Origin of the sequence: Rhizobium esperanzae (assembly GCF_014197615.1) — a bacterium.
Lineage (GTDB): Bacteria > Pseudomonadota > Alphaproteobacteria > Rhizobiales > Rhizobiaceae > Rhizobium > Rhizobium esperanzae_A.
On record NZ_JACIFY010000019.1, the window covers coordinates 48,862 to 68,101 of the forward strand.

Here is a 19,240-nt window from a genome sequence, read left to right on the forward strand (position 1 = left end):
CCTAATTCTTCAAATCGGGGAATTAGAACTTGACCTTTAGGCTTGTCGACAGTGCAGCGACCAGATCGTTACCAAAGGAATAAGAGACGTCGTCGCCATAGGTCTGGCCATTATACTCGACGGGGCCGGACGAACCGCTCGTCAACACGCCCACGGCACCGGCAAAACGCCATTCGATATTTTCGGTCGGCGTATAGGCGGCGCCGAGACCGAGCGTCCAGCTGTCGGTCTGCGCACCATAACCCTGGCTGGTGCCGCGATCCCACGTGAGGCTGACTGCGCCGGCCCACTGATCGTTGAACTTGTGGCCGACGCCGCCGGCGATGGTCCAGCCGTCACGATAGAGAAGGTCGAGCGAGGTGAGTTCCGTCGCGCCACCGGCTGTGCAGGCGACTAGGCCCTTTGTCGATTTCGGGCAGAAAGCCACGGACTGGAGGACACTCCAGTTCGTCCACTTGACCGATCCGAAGGCGAGCCAATCCGGAGCGATACCGCTTTGCAGCTTCAGCTCCAGCGAATCCGGCGCTTCGGCGGAACCGAAAACCGGTGTGACCTGGCCTCCAAATGTCGGAACAACCGGAACCTGACGGAGATCGACAGTGCCGGTCAGATTATCGTACTTGACGCGGCTGTTGTAGACGAGGCTCGCACGCATCGCATATTCCGGAATCTCGTAAGCGACACCAGCGCGCCAGCCCCAGCCGCTATCGTCGAGATCGAGGCGGCCAATGCCGGTGCCGGTGCCGAACAGAAGCGGAACCGTTGAAACCAGACGTTCCTTGAAGCCTTCGACTTCCTGATAGAAAGCGCCGCCAATGAAGCGAAGCTGTCCAGGGCCGACATCAAAACGATAGGAGCAGGTGCCGCCATAGTTGCGGGTCTTGATCTCTGTCTCAATGTTATTGTTGGCGCCGGCCCAGTTCGAACCGGGGTCGGTATGCGCACCGAAGGGCTCCGAATAGTCGACAAGGCAGTCGACTGCATCGCCAAAACCAGCCTTAAAGCCGATATAAGGGATCGTGTAATTCGAGGTCTCGTCGGCGGAGTTTGGACGGCTGTTCAGATTGCCGCCTGAAGATAGCGACGTCTGTGTGTCTTGGACGTCCTTCAGCTTGCGCTGCGGCGTGACGTAGGTCACACCCGACTGAAACGAGAAAGGCGACGTATCGAAGAGTTGATCGATATTGTACCCGCCGCGCTCCAGACCGCCGGCGAAGGACGGCGAGGCAAGCGACGAAAAAAGAACGAGCGACGTTACGCCCTTGGAAAACCTACGCGATGCCATTGTGTCTCCCCCACTCCAGCAATTGATGTCACGCCACTCTAGTAAGTGTTCCCTCGACCTGGCAACGCGGCTCACGGCGGCATTCCCGGGCATTGCACCGACTAACTTACGTAAAGAAATTGACGGACACGTCAAAAAATCTGGTTAATAAAATTTTATTCCAGAGTTTTTGATTTTCAGATGGGCTTTTGGGTTTTCATTCCAAACATTGCGGAAGCTGTATCAATCCGACAACAGTGGCAGTTTTCGCCGACCTGTGACCCGTAAAGCCACAATCCACAGGCTCAGCGCCTGAAACCCGCCGCTTTCAGGACCGAATCACGCGTGCCCAGAATGACAAAAGACGCGCCCGAAACGAGCGCGTCTTTGAAATAACTTACCAAAATGGAGGGCGAAACTTATCCGGCTTCGCTCACCCTGGAAAGGGCAGTCTTCAGGCTGGTGATCTGCCCCTGCAGTTCATCGAGGCGCTCGCGCTCGGCCTCGACCACTTCGGGATTGGCGTTGGCGACGAACTTCTCGTTGGAGAGCTTGCCGTTGATGCGGGCGATTTCCGCCTCCATCTTGGCGATTGCCTTTTCGAGCCGGGCCTTTTCGGCGGACAGATCGATCAGATTGCCGAGCGGCAGGCAGATGGTGGCCTCGGCGACGACGATCTGAGCAGCACCCTTCGGCGCATCGTCGGCCAGCGATATCGCCTCGACGCGCGCAAGCCGCTTGATGGCGGCGTCATGGCGGAACAGCCTTTCGCGCGTCAGGTTGTTGGCCTTGACGACAACGAGCGGGGCTGTCGCCGACGGCGGCACGTTCATTTCGGCGCGTACCGAGCGGATGCCGGAGACGAGGTCGATCAACCAGTTGATCTCGTCGGCGGCCGCGTCATCGGCATAGGAGGGCGCCGGCCATTCGGCATGGCAGACCAGCGTGTCGCGCGCCTTGCCCTCGCCCGCCGTATGCGCCCAGAGCTCCTCGGTCATGAACGGCATGAAGGGATGCAGCAGCTTGTAGATCTCTTCGAGAATATAGGCGCTGCAGGCCTGGGCCTCGGCCTTGGCGCCCTCATCCTCACCGTTGAAGACCGGCTTCAGCAGCTCGAGATACCAGTCGCAGACCTCGTTCCAGACGAAGCGGTAGAGCGCGCCGGCGGCGTCGTTGAAGCGGAAGGCTTCGAGCGCTTCCGTTACGTCACGTTCCGTACGGGCAAGTTCCGTCAGGATCCAGCGGTTGATGGTGAGCTCGGCGGCTTCAGGCACGAAATGCGGGTCGCTCTTGGCGCCGTTCATCTCGGCAAAACGCGTGGCGTTCCAGAGCTTGGTGCCGAAATTGCGGTAGCCGGCGATGCGGGCCGGATCGAGTTTCACGTCGCGGCCCTGCGCGGCCATGATCGCCAGGGTGAAACGCAGCGCATCGGCGCCGTATTCGTCGATCAGTTCCAGGGGATCGATGACGTTGCCCTTCGACTTCGACATCTTCTGCCCATTCTTGTCGCGCACCAGCGCGTGGACATAGACGGTATTGAAGGGTTCGACGGGCTGGCCATCGTCGTCCTTCATAAAGTGCAGGCCCATCATCATCATGCGGGCGACCCAGAAGAAGATGATGTCGAAGCCGGTGACGAGAACGTTGGTCGGATAATAACGTGCAAGCTCCGGTGTCTGGTCCGGCCAGCCGAGCGTCGAGAACGGCCAGAGTGCCGAGGAGAACCATGTGTCGAGCACGTCCTCGTCGCGCGTCAGGATTTCGCCCGGCTTGAAGTTTTCCAGCAGGTCCTCGACATAGGCCTTCATCGGCCCCTCATGCGAGAGGTAATGCTGGATCGCCGCCTGCAGCGCCTCTTCCTCGGTCTTTTCGACGAAGACCTGACCGTCCGGGCCGTACCAGGCGGGAATCTGGTGACCCCACCAGAGCTGGCGGGAAACGCACCAGGGCTGGATGTTCTCCATCCATTCGTAATAGGTCTTGTCCCAGCTCTTCGGCACCATTCTGGTGCGGCCTTCGCGCACCGAGGCAATCGCCGGTTCGGCAAGCGTCTTGGCGTCGACATACCATTGTTCGGTCAGCCGCGGCTCGATCGGCACGCCGCCGCGGTCGCCATGCGGAACCATGTGCTTGTGCGGCTCGATCTTGTCGAGAAGACCTGCCTCTTCGAAAATTTCGACGATGACCTTGCGCGCATAAAAACGGTCCTGCCCTTCCAGGCGATCCCAGGCGCCATGGAGTGCTGCCGGATTGTCGAGACCTTCGAGAAAGTCCTCATTGTCCTTTATCGTAATCGTGCCGTCGTCATTCATCACGTTGATGATGCGAAGACCCGCACGCTTGCCGACATCGAAGTCGTTGAAATCATGGGCCGGGGTGATCTTGACCGCACCGGTGCCGGCCGTCGGGTCGGCATAATCGTCGGCAACGACCGGAATGCGGCGACCGACGATCGGCAGAATGACATGCTTGCCGATGATGCTCTTGTAGCGCTCGTCCTTCGGATTGACGGCAACGCCGGTATCGCCGAGCATGGTCTCCGGCCGGGTCGTTGCGACGACGAGATAATCTCGCGTTTCGAATTCGGTCGGCTTGCCTTGTTCGTCGAAAGCGACCGGATGCTGGTAGGTGACGCCCTTTTCCAGCGGATAACGCAGGTGCCACAGACTGCTCTTGACCTCGACCGGCTCGACTTCGATATCGGAAATCGCCGTCAGCAGCTTTGGATCCCAATTGACCAGGCGCTTGTCGCGATAGATCAGGCCCTGCTTGTAGAGCGTGACGAAAACTTCGAGAACGGCCTTCGACAGACCTTCGTCCATGGTGAAGCGTTCGCGCGACCAGTCGCAGGACGCACCCAGGCGCTTCAGCTGATTGAAGATCAGGCCACCCGATTCAGCCTTCCATTCCCAGACCTTGTCGATGAAGGCGTCGCGGCCCATGTCGCGGCGGCCGGGCAGCTGCTGTTCCATCAGCTTGCGCTCGACGACCATCTGCGTGGCGATGCCGGCATGGTCCATGCCCGGCTGCCAGAGCACGTCCTTGCCGCGCATGCGCTCGAAGCGCACCATGATGTCCTGCAGCGTGTTGTTCAGCGCGTGGCCCATGTGCAGCGAGCCGGTAACATTCGGCGGCGGGATCACGATGGTGAAGGTCTCGGCCCCGGGCTTGGCGTTGGCGCCGGCGCGGAAAGCGTCCGCTTCATCCCATTTAGCGGCGATTTTCGGTTCGACGGCAGCGGAATCATAGGTCTTGTCGAGCATTTTCTGACCAATTTTCGAGGTTCGAGGGTGGCGTTTGTAAATAGGATGGCCACGGCCAAGTCAATAAAAAAGCCGCCCCGGAGACCGGAGCGGCTTTATCCAGGAAAAAGCAATCCGATCAGCGGCGCGGGCCGCGCGCCACGCGCTCGATTTCCTCGCGCACCAGCCGCTCGACCAGTGTCGGCAGATTATCATCAAGCCACTCGCGCAGCATCGGGCGCAGCATATCCTCTGCGATCTCGTCCAGCGAGCGGCGCTCCGCCCCGTCGATGGCAGCGGCGAGCTCCTCGAAAGAGCGGCTGATCTGCAGGCCGGCATCCTCCGAAAGCAGCGTCGGCTGGACCTCCTCCATAACGCTCGGCAGGAAACGCTCGGCAGACGACTGAGCAGGCTCCAAAGCCGGCGGCGCCGTTTCGATGGCGGCGGCCTGCTCTGCGACGACCACCTCAGGCGCTTCCATCAACACCGGCTCGGGGGCCGGCTGCTGGATTGCAACATGCTGGGGTGCCGGGGCAGCCGTGAAGGCAGGCTGCGCCTGATGTGTTTGCGGCTGCGGGGCTGCGGCACGGGGCTCCGGCATTACGGCCGGCGGCGGTTCGGGCTGGCGGAAGCCGCTCGGAATTTCACGCAGCGCCTGACCGGCCTGCACGGCGCTGCGCTCGGAGGCGGCGCGCACGCGGGCGGCGACATCGGCAAGCGACAGGGCGCGGGCCGGCACTTCGGGTTCAGGCGCGGTGCCGGCCGAATTGGCGGCGACGAAACGCGGATCGGAGGAGCGCATGGCCGGTTCGGGGAACTCCACGCCGGCATAGGTGTCATCCACCGTCAGATGGATCTCGGAGCCGTTCTCATCCTCGTCGGCGCCGTAGACCGGCGGCAGGGATGCGGAAATCGCCTTGCCGGCGCCGGGCTCATTGCTTTCGATGATCTGGCGGATGGAGGCCAGAATCTCTTCCATGGACGGTTCACGCGCTACACTTGGCTGAGCCATTTCTATCCCCGTTATCCAAAAACAACGATCGGATGATGTGGAGCGTTCACCCGAATCACCACGACCTTAGAATACCCCAACTGGGAAAAAAATCATCGCGAATCAAATGAATGCGGCCATGCACAGTTTTGTTACCGGAGTTTCCGACGTGGCGGCGTTCAGGATAAATCATGTTTGTGAAGGCTCTCACGCGGCCCTCATAGAAAAACGGGCGCCGATGGCGCCCGTCGCTGAATTCATCAATGAAATCGGCCTCAGAAAACGAATTCGCGCGCCTTGGCGAAACCCGGCAGCGGCTTGACCGAAGCGTTGAAAAAGACGTTTTCCGAAACGGCCCCACGCTCGGCGACAAAGACCTTGGCGCGGGCGGCATTGCCGTAACCTTCGACCGTGACCAGGCGGCCGCCATCGCGCAATTGACCGAGAAGAGCAGCCGGAACCTCCTCGACTGCGCCGTTGACGAAGATCAGATCATAAGGCGCGCCGGCAGCATAACCCTTTTCGAGCGGGCCGGTCACGACCTCGACCTTGGCGTAGTCGGCAAGCTTTGCCTTCGCTTCGGCGGCGAGCGCCTCGTCGCATTCGAGCGCGATGACCGAGCCGGCAATGATCGACAGCAGCGCCGATGTGTAACCCGTGCCGCATCCGACTTCGAGCACGAAATCATCCTTGGTGACTGCCGCCAGTTGCAGCAGCTTGGCAAGCGGCGACGCCTCCATCAGGAACCGGGCGGGCTTTGCCGGTGCCGCGGCCGATATCTCGACATCGTTGTCGATGTAAGCCAGCAGCTTCGCCTTCTCCGGCACGAATGCCTCACGCGGCACCGTGAGAAGCGCCGTCAGCACGGAATGCGAGGTAACGTCCGTCGTGCGAACCTGGGTGTCGACCATCTTTGCGCGCGCTGCTTCGAAATCCATCATGTCCTCTCGCTCTTTGAAAAGCGGTTCTTGTCCCCCGTCTCTTAATCCGCGCCACGAATGCTTTCAAGGCTTGGCAGCCATCGGCGAAAAGAATCCGGCGGGCGCCTCTTCCGTGCCACAGCAGGACCGAAGCGTTGCTACTCCGGCGTGGAATCCCCTGCCCCTTCATGTTATGATTCACAGCGGAGGAAACAGGAGGAGGAGCAGGCCATGTCTGCGATTTTGGCGTATTTCACGTTGTTCGATTTTTTCATCGTCGCAGCGCTCATCGGCATATTCTGCTGCGGGCTGCTGGACGGCGAAACGACCCTGAAATGACAGGGCCCCGAAGCGCTCAGGGATAGAGCTGGCGGCGTCTTGCCGCGATTTCGTCGCTGGCGATCCGGCCTGGAAGCTCCAGCGTGCAGTCGTTCCGGTCTGCGATAGAGAATGACTTTTTCAACCACCGCAGAATGGCGTTTTTCCGAAATGCCCTCTTGCGATTTCCTTACGATCATTCTAAACGCTCGCCACGGCTCTGATAACGAGCCCGTGAGGCCTCGTGGCGGAGTGGTGACGCAGAGGACTGCAAATCCTTGTACCCCGGTTCAATTCCGGGCGAGGCCTCCAAAATTCTCCCACATGACGTAAGCGATGTGAGTGCGGCTCCCCTCGGCGGGTGCGGCATCGGCGACCGCGCGGTGCTACCAGACCTGCCGGCCGGGCGAAAAATCGAACTGTGACGGATTGATTCCCGTGAGGCGGTAGAGCGCCTTCAGCCCGCCTTTCCGGATCTCCGCCTGATAATCGAGGTCGCTGAACCCAGATGCCTCTTCGATTTCGGGGCCGACCCCGAGTAGCCGTCGCATTGCCTCCGGCGAAATTCGGGTAAAACTGCGAATGTCGCCGCTGCTGTATTTGACGAGCAGCAGGCGGGCATCGGCGTTGTAGTGAAGCGCTTCTATGTCGCGCGATTGGATCAAAAAGGTTTGCATGCGCGCACCCATAGCGGAAGGTGATGCCGCCGCAACAAAATGGTTGACGTAACGTTAATGCGCGCAAGGTTGTCGAGGGAAAGCGTAGCCACTGCCCGGCGAATTGCGAGGCGGCAATGATTGCAGTTTGAAACAAATCGTCAGCTTGACGATCGTCCACCCGGCCTCAGATTCCCCCGGGAGGGTGATAGGAGCTGCAATGGATTGGGCTGCCCTCAAATCGAAGCACGCACGTGCGGCATACGATGCCGAGAGCCGCGATCTCCATGTAAAGTTCCCGGGTTCTCCGCCGGTGAAACATGCGGACATTCCGCCGCACGTCTACCAGAACCTGTTGGAAACGAGCGATCCGCACTTCTACTACAACTATTATGTTGCGCCTTCCCGCGTCGCATCGCGCGGCCGACATGCGGTTTCCCTATCCTACGCCATGAAGCTCGTCCTCATCCTTGCCGCTTGCAGCCTGTTGATGGCGACCAGCCTTGATCCGGACCATGGCGGCGTTTTCGAGGAAAGCGACATCAGATCGAATTAGGCCGGCTCAATCACAGGGCGGCAATGCGGCTGGATGCAGCGTCGAAATTGTCCGTTCTGTTCTGATTGCGATAGCGGCGGTCGTCCCGGTTGCGGTCGCTCCCGCCATCGCGCTCGTTGCGGCCGTTGAAATTGCGATAGTTGCGAGGCCCGTTATAGCTGCCGCCTTGGCCGTGGTCGACCACGCAGCCTTCGGGACGGCGGCAAATGCCGCGGGCGTCGAAACCGCCGCTATCGACGGCTTGGGCGGCGGCGGGAACGCCGGAAAGAATCGTCGCCGCTGACAGCCCGATAACAAAAAATGCCTTCATTTCCTCACCTGGACCATTGTGACGCATTTTTCGCATTTCACATTCCATAAACCACGAAAGCCAAAGGCGCCCGTTCAATGAACTTATTGCCGGGTGGTTGTCAGCCTGCCGGTTTCCGACGCCTGTGCCACCAGACCGCCAGCCGCCGCCGAAGCCGGCGGGCGACAGGCAGATCGTGCGAAAGTACAAGGAAGCCGAGCGGCAGCATCCAGAAGCCCAAGATCGGCAGGAAGCCCAGGAACCCGCAAAAAATGAGGGCCACGCCGATCGCCATCCGCGCGATGCGCGAGCGCGGCATGCCGATGCTAAAGGCGCCGAGCATAAGCCTGCCACTGGCGTGATCGATACCGAAGCGCCGTGCCCGCTTCCCGGGCCTATCACCGCCCCTCGTCTCTTCGCGTTCATTGCCATTCGTCATTCCCCAGAGATGGGCACAGCCCTTCCAAATACAAGTTCATTTCATTTTTTTGAAAAAACTGCTTGGCAAATCGGGAAAGCATTTGTATTAGCCCACTCACACCGCGCCAAGCAGTGATCCCTGGTAGCTCAGCGGTAGAGCATTCGACTGTTAATCGACAGGTCGCCGGTTCGAATCCGGCCCGGGGAGCCACATTTGAAATAAGTGTCTGTTTTTGTTGAGAAATCTGAAAACAGACACTTACTTCCGCGCTTTTCCTCCCGACTTTTAATGCCCGTTGGATAACATATCCTCGATCCGCCAGCGCAGTTTTACCTCAAGCCATATAGTCATCTCTGAACGAAGTCGGTGCGCCCGGATGGCGCACGCGTTTCTTTCGGGTGGATGGAGGTGCTGTTCATTTACCCTCTTTGCTATAAGGGCGAAAAACGGAAAAGCCGCCGGCAGGTGAGGCGACGAACAGGTTGGCGCGCGCCTCGCCTAGCCCTAAATCAGCACTCCCTAATCCTTGCGAAACTTTACGAGGCGGATAAATTCAATCTACCGGATAGCTTTTGCTGGTGACCACGGATGTACTGGCACCGTGCGGATGCAATCAAAGAAGGGTCGGCGCGAGCATTCGCCCCGACCTTTTTCTTTGTTCAGGCGCCGGATTCAACCCGCTCGCCGAGTTGGTCATTCGACGGGCTGCTGTGGTGGTTCGTGAGGTCCGACCGGCGGCTTCAAGGGGCCGGAGCGCTGGCGACTAAAAATCCCAATACACGGTCACACCTGACCGACGACGATAGGGGTAATCGTCGCGATAGCCGTAATAGTCGCGATGACCGTAATACCGCGGACGATAGCACGAGCCGTAGTACCGGCAATCGCGGTAAGCGTACCGGCTTTTCTTCCAGTGGCCATACGCATGTCCATTACCGTGGCGTCGGTCTTTGACCTGCTCGACGTCGGCGGCGTGTGTCGCAACCGCTTTCGGCACGACGATCGGCGTGGCGTTTAGCGGCAGGGCGAAAGATGCAGACAAGACCATGGCTGCAAGTGAGAAAAAAACTATCTTCATCGGTGCATCCTTTCAGGTCAGGATTCTGGGTTAATGAGGATTAACCTCCGATGAACGATGCTTGAAGGACGACTGGCCGGCGCGCTGCTGGCGTTGTGGTGACCACGGATGAACTGGTGCCGGCCGCATCTTAATCTCGCATCGGAACTCGTCAGAGAGCGGCGCAGGTTGTCTAGCCGCATGTTCTCGTATCGCGGACAATTGCCGTTCTGATCGGCCATCTTTGCGTTGCCGGTTTGATGGTATACAGACAGCCGCAGGACGCGACCGCCATTAACTTAAGAATGGGGTCGGGCGGCAGATTGACGTCACGCCGCTGCCACGAGATCACGTGGCCGTTCTGTCTTGATCACTGGAGTGCGGATACCGGGCTCCTTCCACGAACATATACATCGACACCCAAATAGCGTCAGCCACCTCTCGGTATGGCGCTCAGCTGGCCCGATGAAGCCGCACCGGCTCAGCCGACCACTCTAGTAGCTGCACGAACGGCCGTCGCCGGGACGAAATCCATCCGCGCAGGCCGGGTTCATCGAATCTCCAGGTTGATATCCCGATGCCGAACCGTATGAATTCGGCGCGGTCGAGCAGGCCGAGGCAATGGCGGCAAGACTGATGGCTCCGGCTGCTAGAAATGCCCGTAGTCCGTTCATCGATGCTTCTCCAATTCAGGCTGTGACTAAGACGATCGGTGCCCCTCCCACCGGGAAATGACAGGAGAATTTTCCCGAATTCATTTCCGTCCGGAGCACCCTGCCTGAAAACATATATGTACTCTCCGCGGTCGGCGTCAGCACCGAAGCGCAAGATTTTCCGTCCATATTCTGTGCGATCGCCGATCCTTCGGGTCGTCAGCCGTCCTATCGCCCGATTCACCGGTCGACAACGGGATGGGCTGCGCGGAATATCTCGCTCTTGACTCGCTCGCTACCGAGAACATAATAAGAACATCGGCGAAGCGGCCGCCAATCTGAAAACCTGCATTTGGATAACTCCGAAAGAGATCGAGATCGTGCGTCCGCAAATCGCCGAGACACTGGCAGAAGAAGCGCTGAGGGAAGAGATCGACGCGGTTGTCGCCTTTCACAACGGGAACGTGCGTGCCGCCATCACGACATTGCTGCTGGATTGCCGTCACTTGCGGCTTCAGCTTGCCCTTACGGAAGAGATGACAGGGCGCAGTCCGACGGCGGGATCGCGAGCGGCTTACCAACGGTCATGAAACATCGCCGCAGTATCGAGCTTACGCCCCCTGGGGGCTATGGCCTCGAGGAAAAGCAAACCCTGGCGACCTTGCCGCAGTGGTTCGTCATCCACGCCCGTTGCGGCGGGTGCGGTCACCAAACACCTCTCGAGCGGCGGAGCATTGCCCGGCGCTGCGGCTTTGACCTGTCTCTCGCCGGACTGGCCAAGCGCCTCAAATGCCGAGAATGTGGCAACCGCGACAATCTGCTGCTGCTGGAAAAGCTGCCGCGCGATTGACTGAAATCTCGCATCGGCTGGCGTTTGGAAAGTCCTCCTGCCAAGGCCAAGCCGGCCGGGAACAAACGCCGTGGTTAAAAGTTGAGGGGCATCAACAACGTAACGTCAGCCCTGACAGGAGGTCTCTCATGGGTCGCGGTATTTTACTTTGGCTGCTCGGTGTTCCACTGCCTATCATCATTCTTCTTGCTCTGTTTATGCGATAGGAACGGATCATGTCGGTTTCAATGACAGGTTCCGGAGAGATTGCCATTCCGGTCGAATCCTCCAAATCGGCGATGACATGGGGGCCTATCTTCGGAGGTGCCGCCGCTGCGGTCGGCGTGACCCTGATCCTTTTGCTTCTCGGATCCGGCCTCGGGCTGACGATGGTGTCGCCCTGGTCGGGGCAGAGCAGTTCGCTCGGGACAATCGGCGTGACGGCGGCGATCTGGCTTGTTCTCGTGCAATGGCTCTCTTCGGCGCTCGGCGGTTATATCACCGGCCGGTTGCGGACGAAGTGGGCAGCCGTCCACACCGACGAGGTTTTCTTCCGCGACACCGCGCATGGGTTCTTAAGCTGGGCTTTGGCGACAGTCTTCGTTGCCGGCTTTCTTGCATCGTCGCTGACTTCGCTCGCCGGCGCGGGTGCACAAGCCGCGGGTTCGGCCGCACAGGCCGTCGGGTCGACTGCCACTGCCGCCGGTACGGCAGCAGCATCGTCGGCAACCTCGCCCGTGGATCTCTCCACGTCCTATTTTACCGACGCCTTGCTGCGCCCTGATCAGGCTCGCGCGGCGGCGACATCCAATGATGCCGCGGCAACATCCGAGGTCTCCCGCATCCTGCTCAACGGCGCCGCCGAGGGCAGGATCCCCGATGATGACAAGGCCTATCTTGCCACCATCGTCGCTTCCCGGACCGGCCTTTCCGACGCCGATGCACGCACGCGCGTCGATACGGTGCTGAAGCGTATCGACGATGCCAAGGTCGCCGCCCAGAAAGCGGCCGATGAGGCACGCAAGGCCGCCTCCACCACAGCCCTGCTCGGCTCGTTGTCCCTTCTGATCGGGGCTTTCATCGCCTCTGCCGCCGCCGCATTTGGCGGATCGCAACGCGACGAAGAGGAAGATCTCCTCGTTACGTCCCGGCGCTGACAACCGGCTATTACGTGTCGTCGTCTAAAGCGCGTCGCGATCTTTCAGATTCGCTCTTCGCGCTTTAGATCTTTGTTTTCCGCATGTCGTTGCCGCAAAACCGCTGCACACTTTGGCGCGACATGCTCTAAAACCCGCGCAAACGCGGGTTTGTGCTATGTGTGCACCAGAAGTGCGGGGCACGCTGGAAAATATTGTGCAGCGCAGCAACTTTCTTCCGGCTGACGCGTTTAGTTGAGCATCACCGCCATCCCGGCTGCTGATTGGCGGAGACTTTGATGAGATCCATGTCAGACACGCTCGCACGCCTTGCCGCGCTGCGAGGAACGCTTCGCCCCCGCCCCCCGCAGGAAAATCTCAATCTCGTCGCCCTGGACACATTCGGCACAAACCCGGGTGCTTTGGGCGGCTATACCTATCTGCCGTCGAAGCGCGGGAAAAACGCGGCCCTGGTCGTCGTCCTGCACGGCTGCACGCAGTCTGCCGCCGGCTATGATATCGGATCGGGGTGGTCCGGGTTGGCCGAGGAATATGGTTTTGCGCTGCTGTTTCCCGAGCAGCGAAGGGCAAACAATCCCAACCTCTGCTTCAACTGGTTTAACCCGGAGGATATCCGCCGGGATCACGGCGAGGTCTTTTCCATTCGCCAGATGATCGCAAAGGTCGTGGGGGAATACGATATCGACATCAGGCGCGTTTTCGTCACCGGCCTTTCGGCCGGCGGCGCCATGGCCGCCGCGATGCTTGCCACCTATCCGGAGGTTTTTGCCGGCGGCGCGATCATTGCAGGCCTGCCCTATGCCAGCGCTGCGACCATTCCCGAGGCCTTCGACCGAATGCGCGGCCACGGCGGCCCGACCGCCGGAGAACTTCAGTTACGGTTGAGAAACGCTTCAGGCCACAAAGGTCCCTGGCCGACATTGTCGCTCTGGCAGGGAAGCGCAGACAGAACCGTCCTGCCATCCAATGCGAATGCGATCGTCGAGCAATGGAGACATGTCCACGGCGTCGATGCATTACCGTCGCGCGTCGACGATATCGGACGGCATCAACGAAGGGTCTGGACCAATGCGCACGGTGTCGAGGTGATCGAGCTCTATAAGATTGCCGGTATGGATCACGGCACGCCGCTCGATGTCGCCACCGGCTATGGGACAAGCGGCCCCTTCATGCTTGACGTCGGAATTTCCTCGACCGTCGAAATTGCCAGGTCCTGGGGTCTCGTTCCCTCGTTTGAAAAGCGCAGCGACGCAAAACTCTCTGTTGCGCAACCGGAAAACGCCGCGGGTCCATTCACCACGGCTAAAAACCGCGGCGGCATTCAGAAGGTCATCGAAGACGCCCTGCGCTCCGCCGGGCTGTTGCGGTAATCGGCGAATTGCCGCTATCGGTTCTGAGACTTCGGCAGCGGGCCGTTTTGATGGCTGAGGACGAGTTCGATCTGAACATCCTGCTGAAACTGCAGCACCCGCTCGCCGACATCACTCTCCGGCATCCCGGCTGCCAGAAGCTGATCGGCAATCCTGCGGCATTCGGCCCTCCAGAATTCTATCGCCTCGGTGCCGTGCCGCCGGCCGAGCTCACGGGCGCAGCGCTCGATATTGGCGGTTCCGGTTCCGGAGGGAAAAGCAATCACCACACCTTCACGAGGGGCGACGGGGCGGCCGGTCATTTCAGTAGCCATCGAACACGGGTTCCTTTGATCCTGTTCGTTGTCTACGGGACTATGGTTAATGCTTTCTATCCGTCGTATCCCTTCCTTTCGACGAAGCAAAATTTGCAGTCCGCGGCCGTCACGCCGCCGCGCCTTCGACCTTGACGCCGGCGCGCCGATGAGCACAGTCCGCATCACGATCGACACTCCAGGCAGAGACACTCATGACGATATCCGCTCCCCGCGATTTCCTGAAAAGCCTGTTCGACGCGGCGGTTCGCGCCGCCGACCCGCTGACCGGCATCAAGGCGAACCTGCCTGACAGGCCGAAGGGACGAACCGTGGTGATCGGCGCCGGCAAGGGCGCGGCACAGATGGCGCGGGCGCTCGAAAGCGTCTGGGACGGACCGCTCGAGGGCCTGGTGGTCACACGCTACGGCTATGGCTGCGAAACGCGCGACATCGAGATCATCGAGGCCGCCCATCCTGTTCCCGATGCGGCAGGATTTGCCGCGGCGAAACGGCTGATGGAGACGGTGAACGGACTGACGGAAGACGATCTGGTGATCGCGCTGATCTGCGGCGGCGGCTCGGCCCTGCTGCCTGCCCCACCGGAGGGGTTGACCCTCGAAGACGAGATTGCACTCAACGAAATGCTGCTTGCCTCGGGCGCGCCGATCTCGGCAATGAATGTGGTGCGCAAACATCTCTCCACCATCAAGGGCGGAAGACTTGCGGCAGCGACCGGAGCAAGGGTCGTCAGCCTGATCGTCTCCGACATTCCCGGCGACAACCCCGCCCATGTCGCCTCCGGGCCGACTGTGCCGGATGGTTCGACACGGCACGAAGCGCTGGAGATCGTCCGGCAATACGGGCTCAAGCTGCCGCAGGCGGCACTCGACCATCTGAATTCGCCGAAGGCCGACGCACCGCGGCCGGACGATCCGGTCTTCTTACGGCATGCGCACCACGTCATCGCCTCGGCCGGCGTATCGCTGGAGGCTGCCGCCGCCCTGGCAAAATCGCAAGGGATCGAGGCCGCCATCCTCTCGGATGCGATCGAAGGAGAATCGCGCGACGTGGCGCTGGTACATGCGGCAATCGCCCGCGAGGTGTTGGGCCGGAACAGACCGTTTTCCAAACCGGTCGTCGTCCTTTCCGGCGGCGAGACGACGGTGACGCTGAGAGCCAAGGGCGGCAAGGGCGGGCGCAACGGTGAATTCGCGCTTGCCATGGCGCTTGCGATCGACGGACAGGAGGGCATTCATGTCTTGGCGGCCGACACCGACGGCATCGACGGCTCCGAAGACAATGCCGGCGCCTTTGCCGATGGCGGCACGGTGAGGCGCCTGCGCGCCGCCGGCCTCGATCCGCGTCGGCTGCTCGACGGCAATGACAGCTATTCGGGCTTTGCGAGCGTCGGTGACCTCTTCGAAACCGGTCCGACCGGCACCAACGTCAATGATTTCAGGGCGATCCTGATCCGTTAAAGTGGCGGATCAGGTCTCGATCCGCCCCTGCCCGACCAGCCATCCCACCGCCTCCTGCACCGCCTGCAGCGAGGTGTATCTCGGGGCATATCCAAGCAGGTGTCTGGCTTTGGCGATCGAGCAATTCGGGCTGCGGGCGATATGCTCCCATGTCGCCTCCGCATCTTCGGCCGTCTGGCCTTTGGCCCAGGCGTCGAACGGCGCAAAAGTGAGGTTCGGCTGCCGCCCGAACCACTGCGACATGGCTTCCGCATAACCGCGTAGCGTCAGCGCCTGCTCCGAAACCGCGTGGAAACTTTCGCCGATCGAGGCATTCCAATTGGCGATCGCATCCATGAACATCGCCGCCACATCGTCGGCATGGACGTGATGGACGGTCTCCAGACCGAAATTGGGCAAAGCCAGGGCTTGACCATGGGCAAGGGTCGAAAAGACCTGCAGATTGAAATTGCCGGCAGGGTTGAGCGGCGCCCAGCCTTGGCCGACAATGTGGCCGGGATGGATGATGGTTGCCGGAAATCCGCGAAGTCTTGCCTGTTGCAGCAGCCAGGTTTCGATCGCGGCCTTCTGAATACCATAGTCACCGAAAGGAGACTTCGGTGCTTCTTCCAAGGTTGGCACGGCACTGGGGTAGCCATGGGTCCAGATCGTGCCTGTATGCAGGAAGTGGCCGACATGCCCGGACAGGGCCGTCACCAACTGCTCGGCACTTTCCAAAGTGAAGCAGATCATGTCGATGACGATATCGGCTTTCACTGCCCGCACGGCCGGGCCGAATTCGCCAGTCTGCTCCATCTCGGCCCGATCCATCTGGCGCTGATCGACGAAAGCCCAGGCATGGTTTGCAGTATAGGGCTTTGCCGCGCCGCGGCTGATGGTCACGACCTCGTGGCCCGCTTCCACCAGACGGGGAACGAGGTAGGTGCCGACATGGCCCGTTGCTCCGATGACCAAAACCCGCATTGTCGTTCCTCCTTTTGGCATGACCGCGCCGACTATGCTGCGACGTGCTGCGATCCTGCAAGCAGACTTTTCACCGAGAATGGGCAAGCCGGGCGGCTATGGATTTTTGAAAACAAGGCAGGTGCCGCCATGCTTGCGGATCTGGTTGCAGAGATTATTGGCTTCCATGCGCGTCTGCCGACCGATGCGGGCAGCATATCGCGGGCGAAAGCCGAAGCTGCGATCGCGCTGCCGCAGGATCAGCGGCTGCTCGGCATTGAGCGGCGCAGGCAGATCCTGCACGGCATCGAGAAACAGGCGCCGGGTCACCGCGACATCCGCATTCGCCGCAAGCTGCACGCCCCAGGGAGCCCAATCGCCCTCCGGGCGCCAGGGCGCGTCCTTCAACGTCCGCCGTTCGGCAAGCGCCACGCAGCCATCGAGAAAGGACTTGTCCTTGTCGAGCGGGGCTGCCGCATTTTCCGGCGGATTATCCTTCCATTCCTCGACCGTATGGGCGGTGATCGCCAGGACATAGCCCCGCGTCTCGTAAGGTAACCTGCCTGACTTTAGATAAGAGGCAAGGCCGTTTTCGCCGGCATTATAGGCGGCGGCGGCAAGACCGAGATTGCCGAAACGATTGCGCAATTCATCGAGATATTGCGCCGATTTCCTGAGCGCTTCCAACACCTGATAGCTGTCTTCGAGGCCGCGCATTTTCGCCGTTCCGGGCATGAACTGTGCAATCCCCTGCGCTCCCTTGAAGCTGACCGCATCGGGGCGAAAGGTGCTCTCGCGCCAGATGAGACGGGCGAAATAATCCGGCGGCAGTTGATTGGCGCTGGCGAAATGCTCGATCGCGACGCAGAGATCGCGATTGAAACTGTCCTTGCGGATGCAGAGCGTCTCATCCGGTCCCGCCGCCGACGGCCCAGAATAAAGGCAGGCAGGCTCAGCGGCACTCTCTTCCGGTTGGGCCTTCGGCATGCCTATCGCGCAAAACAGAAAACAGAGCGAAAGCAGCGCCTTCGCCGGGCTTCTCTCCATGTCGGACTGACGCTTTCGCCCTATCATCGGATCTCGGCAGGTTCGACTTCCATCGCGACGCTGGATTTCTAGATACCATCAATCATGGCGCGACGCTTCCCCATTTGGCGCGGACGGTCTGAGGTTTCCAATTTTCGTCTTTCATGCGAAAAAGCGCTCGCAGCCGACGGCGAGCTATTAGACGCCTGGGCCGCCAGAGTGGAGACCAAACATGCGTGTGACTAAGATCGCTATGGGCGTAATACTGCTGGGCACCATTCACGCCGTTTCAGCTTTTGCAGCAAACACCGAACACGTCACGGCAACGGGTCCTTTAGCGAATCATGACGATGCGGTCATCAATACGTTTCAGGTGATGTGCACGCTTGAGCCCGAAAACTTTGAACGTATCAGCGCCACAGCGCAGGCGATGTCCATGCGGAAGTCAACGGATAAGACGGAAAAGCAGACTGCAGACATTACGCGTCATGTCGAAGTCTTTGAAGGAACTCTCACCACTGGTCGCTTCAGCTTGCTTCTCGAGAAGATCAGCGGTCCCGCTATCAACGCCACAAACTGCGGAGTGGCATCAAATACACAGGATAAACGCGCATTTTTTGATGACATGGTCAGAACACTCCACCTGAGCCAGAGCGGCTCCAGACGAACCAGCCTAAATGGCAATTCGCTGACAACGTGGGACGATGTTTACGGCCCTCACACATTTCTCGATTTCACCGAACTCAGAGGAAGCAATGGCGTTCTGGTCCAGTTGCTGGATGCGCCAGCGAAACCTGAATAGCCCTGATCACAAAAAAGGCCGCCGGGCCAATGGCCACGGCGGCTTCGGGAGGGGGCTTCACAGCAGCGATCAGGCCGACGGCTGCTTCGTCTTCCTGAGATAGGGCAGCACCGTATCGAAGGAGCCGAAACGCGTGATCGCGTCTTCGTTGGACACCGCGGCGGTGATGATGACGTCCTCGCCCTGGTTCCAGTTCGCCGGCGTCGCCACCTGGTGTTTTGCCGTCAGTTGGATGGAATCGATGGCGCGCAGGATCTCGTTGAAATTCCGGCCGGTCGTCATCGGGTAGGTCAGGATCAGCTTGATCTTCTTGTCGGGGCCGATGATGAAAACCGAACGCACCGTCGCGTTGTCGGCAGGCGTGCGGCCTTCCGAGCTCTCGCCAGCGCCGGCCGGCAGCATGTCGTAGAGCTTGGCGACCTTGAGATCCTTGTCGCCGATCAGCGGATATTCGACGTCGAAGCCGGTGGCCGTCTTGATGTCGCCCTTCCACTTGGCATGGCTTTCCACAGGATCGACGGAGATGCCGATGATTTTGGCGCCACGCTTGGAAAATTCGCCCGCCAGGCCGGCCATGGCGCCGAGCTCGGTGGTGCAGACGGGCGTGAAGTTCTTCGGATGCGAGAACAGAACCGCCCAGCCATTGCCGATCCAGTCATGGAAGCTGATCGGTCCCTGCGTGGTGTCGGCAGTAAAATCGGGGGCAATATCGTTGATACGCAAGCTCATGGTCGGCCCTCCAAAGCCTTGTGTTAAATGTCGCACATCTCAAATCGAGGGTATGGAATCCGTCCGCCGGAAGCGGTCGCGAGATTACGATGATCAGGATCGCGCCCGCACACGGTAACAGCTTCCCATCCCAGGATTTTACTTAAGTTATATATCACGATAACCGAAGGCATGCTCTTTCGATTTCCGGCCCGTCGCCGCATTATTTTTTCCCGCCGGCGCACAATGAAAGGGTCAAAAGCAG

The 19,240-nt window shown here is 60.1% G+C and carries 19 protein-coding genes and 2 tRNA genes; 8 read left to right on the plus strand and 13 right to left on the minus strand.

Features of this window, described 5'->3' with window-relative positions:
* Positions 1-22: 22 nt before the first annotated feature.
* The 4 genes from GGD57_RS22940 to GGD57_RS22955 form a co-directional block, all read right to left on the minus strand.
* Positions 23-1,285, minus strand: a complete 1,263-nt coding sequence (locus GGD57_RS22940) for an OmpP1/FadL family transporter (protein ID WP_184472549.1) — start codon at positions 1,283-1,285, stop codon at positions 23-25.
* 398 nt (positions 1,286-1,683) lie between these two features.
* Positions 1,684-4,527: a valine--tRNA ligase gene (locus GGD57_RS22945; protein ID WP_184472550.1), complete on the minus strand. Its 2,844-nt coding sequence runs from the start codon at positions 4,525-4,527 to the stop codon at positions 1,684-1,686.
* A 118-nt stretch (positions 4,528-4,645) separates the two neighbouring features.
* The gene (locus GGD57_RS22950) at positions 4,646-5,518 is read right to left on the minus strand and encodes a DUF2497 domain-containing protein (protein WP_184472551.1); all 873 of its coding nucleotides are present in this window, start codon (positions 5,516-5,518) and stop codon (positions 4,646-4,648) included.
* A gap of 254 nt (positions 5,519-5,772) precedes the next feature.
* Complete coding sequence (locus tag GGD57_RS22955) at positions 5,773-6,438, minus strand: protein-L-isoaspartate O-methyltransferase family protein (protein WP_184472552.1); 666 nt, start codon at positions 6,436-6,438, stop codon at positions 5,773-5,775.
* Positions 6,439-6,973: 535 nt separating this feature from the next.
* On the opposite strand from GGD57_RS22955, the gene GGD57_RS22960 reads away from it, so the two are divergent.
* Positions 6,974-7,047 (plus strand) — tRNA-Cys (locus GGD57_RS22960).
* Positions 7,048-7,121: 74 nt separating this feature from the next.
* Here the strand turns inward: GGD57_RS22960 and GGD57_RS22965 are convergent.
* Entirely contained in the window at positions 7,122-7,424 is a 303-nt protein-coding gene (locus tag GGD57_RS22965; RefSeq protein WP_184472553.1) for a hypothetical protein, read from the minus strand.
* A 187-nt stretch (positions 7,425-7,611) separates the two neighbouring features.
* On the opposite strand from GGD57_RS22965, the gene GGD57_RS22970 reads away from it, so the two are divergent.
* Entirely contained in the window at positions 7,612-7,947 is a 336-nt protein-coding gene (locus tag GGD57_RS22970) for a KTSC domain-containing protein (protein WP_184472554.1), read from the plus strand.
* Positions 7,948-7,957: 10 nt separating this feature from the next.
* Here the strand turns inward: GGD57_RS22970 and GGD57_RS22975 are convergent, their stop codons facing one another.
* Both GGD57_RS22975 and GGD57_RS29300 read right to left on the minus strand, forming a co-directional pair.
* Entirely contained in the window at positions 7,958-8,257 is a 300-nt protein-coding gene (locus GGD57_RS22975; protein WP_184472638.1) for a hypothetical protein, read from the minus strand.
* 100 nt (positions 8,258-8,357) lie between these two features.
* Positions 8,358-8,675, minus strand: a complete 318-nt coding sequence (locus GGD57_RS29300) for a hypothetical protein (RefSeq protein ID WP_246713722.1) — start codon at positions 8,673-8,675, stop codon at positions 8,358-8,360.
* A gap of 117 nt (positions 8,676-8,792) precedes the next feature.
* Here GGD57_RS29300 and GGD57_RS22985 point away from each other — a divergent pair.
* Positions 8,793-8,867: transfer RNA gene (locus GGD57_RS22985), tRNA-Asn, on the plus strand.
* Positions 8,868-9,420: 553 nt separating this feature from the next.
* On the opposite strand, the gene GGD57_RS22990 is transcribed toward GGD57_RS22985, so the two are convergent.
* Together GGD57_RS22990 and GGD57_RS29305 are read right to left on the minus strand one after the other, a co-directional pair.
* A complete protein-coding gene (locus GGD57_RS22990; protein WP_184472556.1) occupies positions 9,421-9,735 on the minus strand; it encodes a hypothetical protein in 315 nt (104 codons plus the stop codon).
* A gap of 473 nt (positions 9,736-10,208) precedes the next feature.
* Positions 10,209-10,388, minus strand: coding sequence for a hypothetical protein (locus GGD57_RS29305; RefSeq protein ID WP_085737005.1), 180 nt, complete (start codon positions 10,386-10,388; stop codon positions 10,209-10,211).
* Between the two features lie 565 nt (positions 10,389-10,953).
* On the opposite strand from GGD57_RS29305, the gene GGD57_RS22995 reads away from it, so the two are divergent.
* From GGD57_RS22995 to GGD57_RS23005, 3 genes are all read left to right on the plus strand, one after another.
* Positions 10,954-11,217, plus strand: coding sequence for a hypothetical protein (locus tag GGD57_RS22995; RefSeq protein ID WP_184472557.1), 264 nt, complete (start codon positions 10,954-10,956; stop codon positions 11,215-11,217).
* 215 nt (positions 11,218-11,432) lie between these two features.
* A complete protein-coding gene (locus GGD57_RS23000) occupies positions 11,433-12,353 on the plus strand; it encodes a hypothetical protein (RefSeq protein WP_184472558.1) in 921 nt (306 codons plus the stop codon).
* A gap of 278 nt (positions 12,354-12,631) precedes the next feature.
* Positions 12,632-13,723 carry an extracellular catalytic domain type 1 short-chain-length polyhydroxyalkanoate depolymerase gene (locus tag GGD57_RS23005; protein WP_184472559.1) on the plus strand — a complete coding sequence of 364 codons (1,092 nt, stop codon included), beginning with the start codon at positions 12,632-12,634 and terminating at the stop codon, positions 13,721-13,723.
* Positions 13,724-13,737: 14 nt separating this feature from the next.
* Here the strand turns inward: GGD57_RS23005 and GGD57_RS23010 are convergent, their stop codons facing one another.
* Positions 13,738-14,037: a DUF6074 family protein gene (locus GGD57_RS23010; RefSeq protein WP_184472560.1), complete on the minus strand. Its 300-nt coding sequence runs from the start codon at positions 14,035-14,037 to the stop codon at positions 13,738-13,740.
* A 194-nt stretch (positions 14,038-14,231) separates the two neighbouring features.
* Here GGD57_RS23010 and GGD57_RS23015 point away from each other — a divergent pair, with 194 nt between their 5' ends.
* Positions 14,232-15,497: a glycerate kinase type-2 family protein gene (locus GGD57_RS23015; protein ID WP_184472561.1), complete on the plus strand. Its 1,266-nt coding sequence runs from the start codon at positions 14,232-14,234 to the stop codon at positions 15,495-15,497.
* A 9-nt stretch (positions 15,498-15,506) separates the two neighbouring features.
* Here GGD57_RS23015 and GGD57_RS23020 read toward each other — a convergent pair whose 3' ends face one another.
* Together GGD57_RS23020 and GGD57_RS23025 are read right to left on the minus strand one after the other, a co-directional pair.
* Positions 15,507-16,460 (minus strand): NAD-dependent epimerase/dehydratase family protein, encoded by a 954-nt coding sequence (locus GGD57_RS23020; protein ID WP_184472562.1) that lies wholly within the window; start codon positions 16,458-16,460, stop codon positions 15,507-15,509.
* A 96-nt stretch (positions 16,461-16,556) separates the two neighbouring features.
* Positions 16,557-17,513 carry a lytic transglycosylase domain-containing protein gene (locus tag GGD57_RS23025; RefSeq protein WP_184472563.1) on the minus strand — a complete coding sequence of 319 codons (957 nt, stop codon included), beginning with the start codon at positions 17,511-17,513 and terminating at the stop codon, positions 16,557-16,559.
* A 184-nt stretch (positions 17,514-17,697) separates the two neighbouring features.
* On the opposite strand from GGD57_RS23025, the gene GGD57_RS23030 reads away from it, so the two are divergent.
* The gene (locus tag GGD57_RS23030) at positions 17,698-18,267 is read left to right on the plus strand and encodes a hypothetical protein (protein WP_184472564.1); all 570 of its coding nucleotides are present in this window, start codon (positions 17,698-17,700) and stop codon (positions 18,265-18,267) included.
* Positions 18,268-18,336: 69 nt separating this feature from the next.
* Here GGD57_RS23030 and GGD57_RS23035 read toward each other — a convergent pair whose 3' ends face one another.
* On the minus strand, positions 18,337-18,996 hold the full coding sequence (locus tag GGD57_RS23035) for a peroxiredoxin (protein ID WP_004672227.1): 660 nt from the start codon (positions 18,994-18,996) through the stop codon (positions 18,337-18,339).
* Positions 18,997-19,240 lie beyond the last annotated feature (244 nt).